This is a genomic window from Roseiarcus sp., from assembly GCF_052145395.1.
GTDB lineage: Bacteria > Pseudomonadota > Alphaproteobacteria > Rhizobiales > Beijerinckiaceae > Roseiarcus.
Genome location: NZ_JBKQOT010000706.1, coordinates 1 through 4,278, shown reverse-complemented (window position 1 = coordinate 4,278; position 4,278 = coordinate 1). Strand labels below are relative to the sequence as shown.

Here is a 4,278-nt window from a genome sequence, read left to right as displayed (position 1 = left end):
ATTACTGGCTGGGCCAGAACGACTATAATTTCTCCGTCAACACGTTGGGAGTGACCCTACCCGCGGCCTGCACCACGGCCGTCACCAGCGGCGTCAAGCCGAACGGACAGGACTTCTCCATCACGCGACTCAACAGCGGCAAGTGCGCCGGCTCGACGGACTTCATCTCCTTCCTGATCGATTGGCGTCCGGTCAAACGCATGGATGTCTACGCCGGCGTCATGGTGTCCAATGTCTATGCGGGTCTGGCGAACGGCTACTACGCGACCCAGACCGTCAACCCGACGGCGGGCATCCGCATCAAGTTCTGATGCGAAGTGACCGTCGCTTGGCGGCCGACAGCGGGACGGCGGCCGCCGTCCCGCTTCCTGTTCTCGTTATCCGGGTTCCGGCGCCCGAAATCCCGGTCCTTATCGATACATCGCGCCTCCGCCTTCTTCGCTCTTGTTCCGGCGCCGCAATCGGGCAATAAGAGTCGCTAAAACTCGCGTACAGTCCGGGCGCGGCGTCGGGCGCGCCGCGATCGCCGGCCAACGGGTCAGCCGCCGCGCGGCGCGCGCGACCCGGGTTAAAGAGGTCGCCGCGCACGGGGTATCACATGGCATTTGCGCATCCGCTCGCCAGGGCCGCCAAGATCTGGACGGCCAGGGGCGCAGACGACAGCGAGCAACGCATTCTGGTGATCGTGACCACGATCCCGCTCGAGGCGGATCACAAAGGATACAAAAAGTCCCTTGTGGAGAAACTCACGCGGGCGGCCCGCGACTACCTCACCGAGTCCAAAGAGGCGGGGTCGTATGTTCTGATCAACCGGCTTCGGGACTGGGACGTCGCAAAGGCTTGATCGGCCATGCGTCGCTTTCCAATCCGCGACCCTCGCGGATAACTCCGTGAGGGCGCGCTTGCGCTTTTGTCCAAAGCGCGTCAGATATAACGATCGCCCGGCCGGCCCGACCGCGCGGGCTCTTGCATGGGGAGCTTCATGACGAACGTGTTTACACCGGGAACCGGCGCCGCCCAGACGCTGGCGCCGCTACGCGCCAAGTGGGGCTGGATTGTCGCGCTTGGGGTCGTCTACCTCGTCGCGGGCCTGATCGCCCTCGGCAGCGTCGCCGCCGCCACCGCAGCGAGCGTTCTGGTTGTCGGCGCGATGATGGTCGTCGCGGGCGTGTTCGAAGTGATCAGCGCTTTCCAGGTCAAATCGTGGGGGCGCTTCATCTTCTGGCTGCTGCTCGGCGTCCTCTATATCGTGGCTGGCTTCGTCGCCTGGGACAATCCCTTTTTGACCGCGATCTGGCTGACCCTGATCCTTGGCGCCGCACTGGTCGCCTCCGGGATCATGCGCATCTTCCTCGCCTTCAACATGAAGCACGGGTCGCCGTGGGTGTGGGTCGTCGTCTCCGGCCTGATCACGCTGGTCCTCGGCCTCATCATTCTGGCCCACTGGCCGTTCTCGGCGGTTTACACGCTCGGCATCTTTCTCGGAGTCGACCTCGTCTTCGCCGGGGCGAGCTGGATCGGCCTCGGCTTCGGCCTGAAGAACGCGGCCTGATTTAAGTAACGCGGCTCTTGCGCCCGCCCGACGGGCGTCGACGCCGAGGGGCGATCCGCCATGCGCTGGGTCTATCTTGCGATCGTCATTGTCTTTCTCGCGGCAATCGTCATCTTCGTCGCGCAGAACACCGGGTCCGCCGATGTCGCGTTTCTGACCTGGGCGGTGAGCGCGCCGCTGGCCCTCGTCGTGTTCGTGGCCTATGTTCTGGGCGCGGCGACGGGCGGGAGCCTATATGCGCTTCTGCGCCGATCCATTCAGGGATCGCGAGGAGGACCTTTGAGGCCCTGAGCCTTCGACGACGCGGACAGCACAGGTGTCCTCGCCATGCGCGCAATGGTCATGAACCGGCCGCGCGAGCGGCTCGTCCTCGAGGAGCGGCCGGAGCCTGCGCCCGGCCCGGGTGAGATCCTTGTGCGCGTGGAGGCCTGCGGCGTCTGCCGCACGGACCTGCATGTCGTCGACGGCGACCTGCCCGATCCTAAGCTGCCGATCGTTCCCGGTCATGAAATCGTCGGTCGGGTCGAGGCGGCTGGCGCGGGCGTCGCGCTCGTGCTCGGCGCGCGCGTCGGCGTCCCATGGCTCGGCCACACCTGCGGACATTGCCCCTACTGTCGGAGCGCGCGCGAGAACCTTTGCGACGCGCCGCTGTTCACCGGCTACACGCGCGACGGCGGTTTCGCCACCCATGCGGTCGCCGACGCGGCCTACGCCTTCCCGCTTGGCGAGGACCTCGATACCGTCGCCGCCGCGCCCTTGCTTTGCGCCGGCCTGATCGGCTGGCGGTCGCTGAAGGCCGCCGGGGAGGCCGAGGCGATCGGCCTCTACGGCTTCGGCGCGGCGGCGCACATCATCGCACAGGTCTGCCGCTGGCAGGGCCGGCGCGTGTTCGCCTTCACCAAGCCCGGCGACGCCGCGGGCCAAAACTTCGCCCGCTCGATGGGCGCGGACTGGGCGGGCGGCTCGGACGAGACGCCGCCAGCGCCGCTCGACGCGGCGATCCTATTCGCGCCGGTCGGCGCGCTCGTTCCCGCAGCGCTGGCTGCGGTGCGCAAGGGCGGCCGGGTCGTCTGCGCCGGCATCCATATGAGCGACATCCCGTCCTTCCCCTACCGCGTTTTGTGGGAGGAGCGCAGCGTCGTCTCGGTGGCCAATCTCACCCGCGCCGACGGCGACGAGTTTCTGGCGCTCGCGCCGCGCGTGCCGGTCCGGACGACGACCAGGCCCTATCCGCTCGACCAGGCCAACGAGGCGCTGGACGATTTGCGGGCGGGGAGGCTCGAGGGCGCAGCGGTGCTCCTCCCCTGAGACGCGGCCGGCTCACTTAAGACTTCTCGCGAACCCCGTTCGAGGCGCATTCGGGCGCCGTTCGGGGTCGTTCAGCGCGCGTTCGGCATGCGTTCGGCGTTGGATTCAGCCCTCTTATTCACCCGTGAATCGTGACCTTTCAAGGCGTTACGCTCAAGTTCGCGAGAAAATGAGAAAATGCGAATCGCGCCCTTTTCGCCAACGCGCCGCCGATCGACCGCGCATCCCATTGTCCGCTGCCTCAATGGAGCACGATACCCGAGTTTCTGCTTTTCCGCAAGGAAAGGCGCCGGCGGAATATCGCGCAGGGCGGCTTGCGATCATCTGCCGCCGCCTGTCAGGCCATCGCCCTGGCCGGCGCCTTTTCACCGTGGCAGAACTTGAATTTCTTGCCGTTGCCGCACGGGCAGGGCGCATAAGGATCGCGCTTTGAATCTTCGTTCCTGACCCACAGCATCACGTCGGCCGGCGGGCGGCCGCGCTTCAAAAGCTGCCCCATCACGCCCATCAGCGGGCGGCTGTGGGTGAAGAAGCGCTCGAGCCCGGCGCAAAGATAGTTGTGACCCGGCTCGCCATCCTTCGACAGGGCGAAGCGATCCTTCGGGCAGCCGCCGTTGCAAAGGAAGCGCACGTCGCAATCGCGACATTGTTTCGTCAGCGTATCGCGCTTGTCGTCGCCAAACTTTCGCATCTGCGGCGAGGCGACAAGATCGACCAGGGGCGTCGTCGCGATATTGCCCAGCTTCTGGCCCGGCTCGACGAAATGATCACAGGTGTAGACGTCGCCGTTGTGCTCGAGCGCCGGCCCGGAGCCGCAGGTCGGCGCGTGGATGCACAGGAGATGGCGGCCGAAATAGGCTTCGAGCGTCACGTCAAACAGCTGAACGAACACTTTTCCGACGTCGCGTCGCACCCATTCCTCGAAAATGTCGATCAGGAACCGGCCATATTGCTCGCCGCCCACCGACCGTTCGGTGACGAGGTCGCCGGTCTGTGTGTAGAGAAGCCGCTTGCCCCCGGCGCTCGCGCGATCGCTCCAGCCCTGATTGGCGATGGCGAGCGTGTCCGCCGTCGCCCGCTCGACGATCGGGATGAACTGCATCCATTTCGCGCCAAGCTCGTCCCGGAAAAATCGGTACACTCTGCGGCCGTGCTTTTCGTTAGCCGCGTTGACGGTGCAGAGGATGTTGAATTCGACGCCGTGGGTTTTTAGGAAGCGCCAGCCGCGCATGACGAGATCGAAGGTGCCCTGGCCCTTGCGGTCGCGGCGATAGGCGTCGTGCAGTTCGCGCGGCCCGTCGACGCTGAGGCCAACCAGAAAATTGTGCTTCTTGAAGTGCGCACCAGGCGTCGTCGAGAAGGAGGCCGTTGGTCTGAAAGGTTTGCTGGACCGTCTGGCCGGGTTTTCGATATTTTTC

The 4,278-nt window shown here is 65.6% G+C and carries 6 protein-coding genes; 5 read left to right on the top strand and 1 reads right to left on the bottom strand.

The window, feature by feature from the left end; genetic code table 11:
* From ACLP25_RS24225 to ACLP25_RS24205, 5 genes are all read left to right on the top strand, one after another.
* A partial coding sequence (locus ACLP25_RS24225; RefSeq protein WP_442471679.1) for a hypothetical protein occupies nt 1-311 on the top strand: 311 nt, incomplete at its 5' end.
* A 287-nt stretch (nt 312-598) separates the two neighbouring features.
* Nucleotides 599-844: a hypothetical protein gene (locus ACLP25_RS24220; protein ID WP_442471678.1), complete on the top strand. Its 246-nt coding sequence runs from the start codon at nt 599-601 to the stop codon at nt 842-844.
* Nucleotides 845-982: 138 nt separating this feature from the next.
* Nucleotides 983-1,552: an HdeD family acid-resistance protein gene (locus tag ACLP25_RS24215; RefSeq protein ID WP_442471677.1), complete on the top strand. Its 570-nt coding sequence runs from the start codon at nt 983-985 to the stop codon at nt 1,550-1,552.
* 60 nt (nt 1,553-1,612) lie between these two features.
* Nucleotides 1,613-1,843 (top strand): lipopolysaccharide assembly protein LapA domain-containing protein, encoded by a 231-nt coding sequence (locus tag ACLP25_RS24210; protein WP_442471676.1) that lies wholly within the window; start codon nt 1,613-1,615, stop codon nt 1,841-1,843.
* Between the two features lie 36 nt (nt 1,844-1,879).
* Nucleotides 1,880-2,860 carry a zinc-dependent alcohol dehydrogenase family protein gene (locus ACLP25_RS24205; protein WP_442471675.1) on the top strand — a complete coding sequence of 327 codons (981 nt, stop codon included), beginning with the start codon at nt 1,880-1,882 and terminating at the stop codon, nt 2,858-2,860.
* Nucleotides 2,861-3,197: 337 nt separating this feature from the next.
* On the opposite strand, the gene ACLP25_RS24200 is transcribed toward ACLP25_RS24205, so the two are convergent.
* On the bottom strand, nt 3,198-4,278 hold a 1,081-nt coding region (locus ACLP25_RS24200; protein WP_442471674.1), incomplete at its 5' end, for an SPASM domain-containing protein.

Coding starts and splice junctions, on each gene's coding strand:
- ACLP25_RS24210 (WP_442471676.1), top strand. CDS start 1,613: ATGCGCTGGGTCTATCTTGCGATCGTCATTGTCTTTCTCGCGGCAATC.
- ACLP25_RS24205 (WP_442471675.1), top strand. CDS start 1,880: ATGCGCGCAATGGTCATGAACCGGCCGCGCGAGCGGCTCGTCCTCGAG.
- ACLP25_RS24215 (WP_442471677.1), top strand. CDS start 983: ATGACGAACGTGTTTACACCGGGAACCGGCGCCGCCCAGACGCTGGCG.
- ACLP25_RS24220 (WP_442471678.1), top strand. CDS start 599: ATGGCATTTGCGCATCCGCTCGCCAGGGCCGCCAAGATCTGGACGGCC.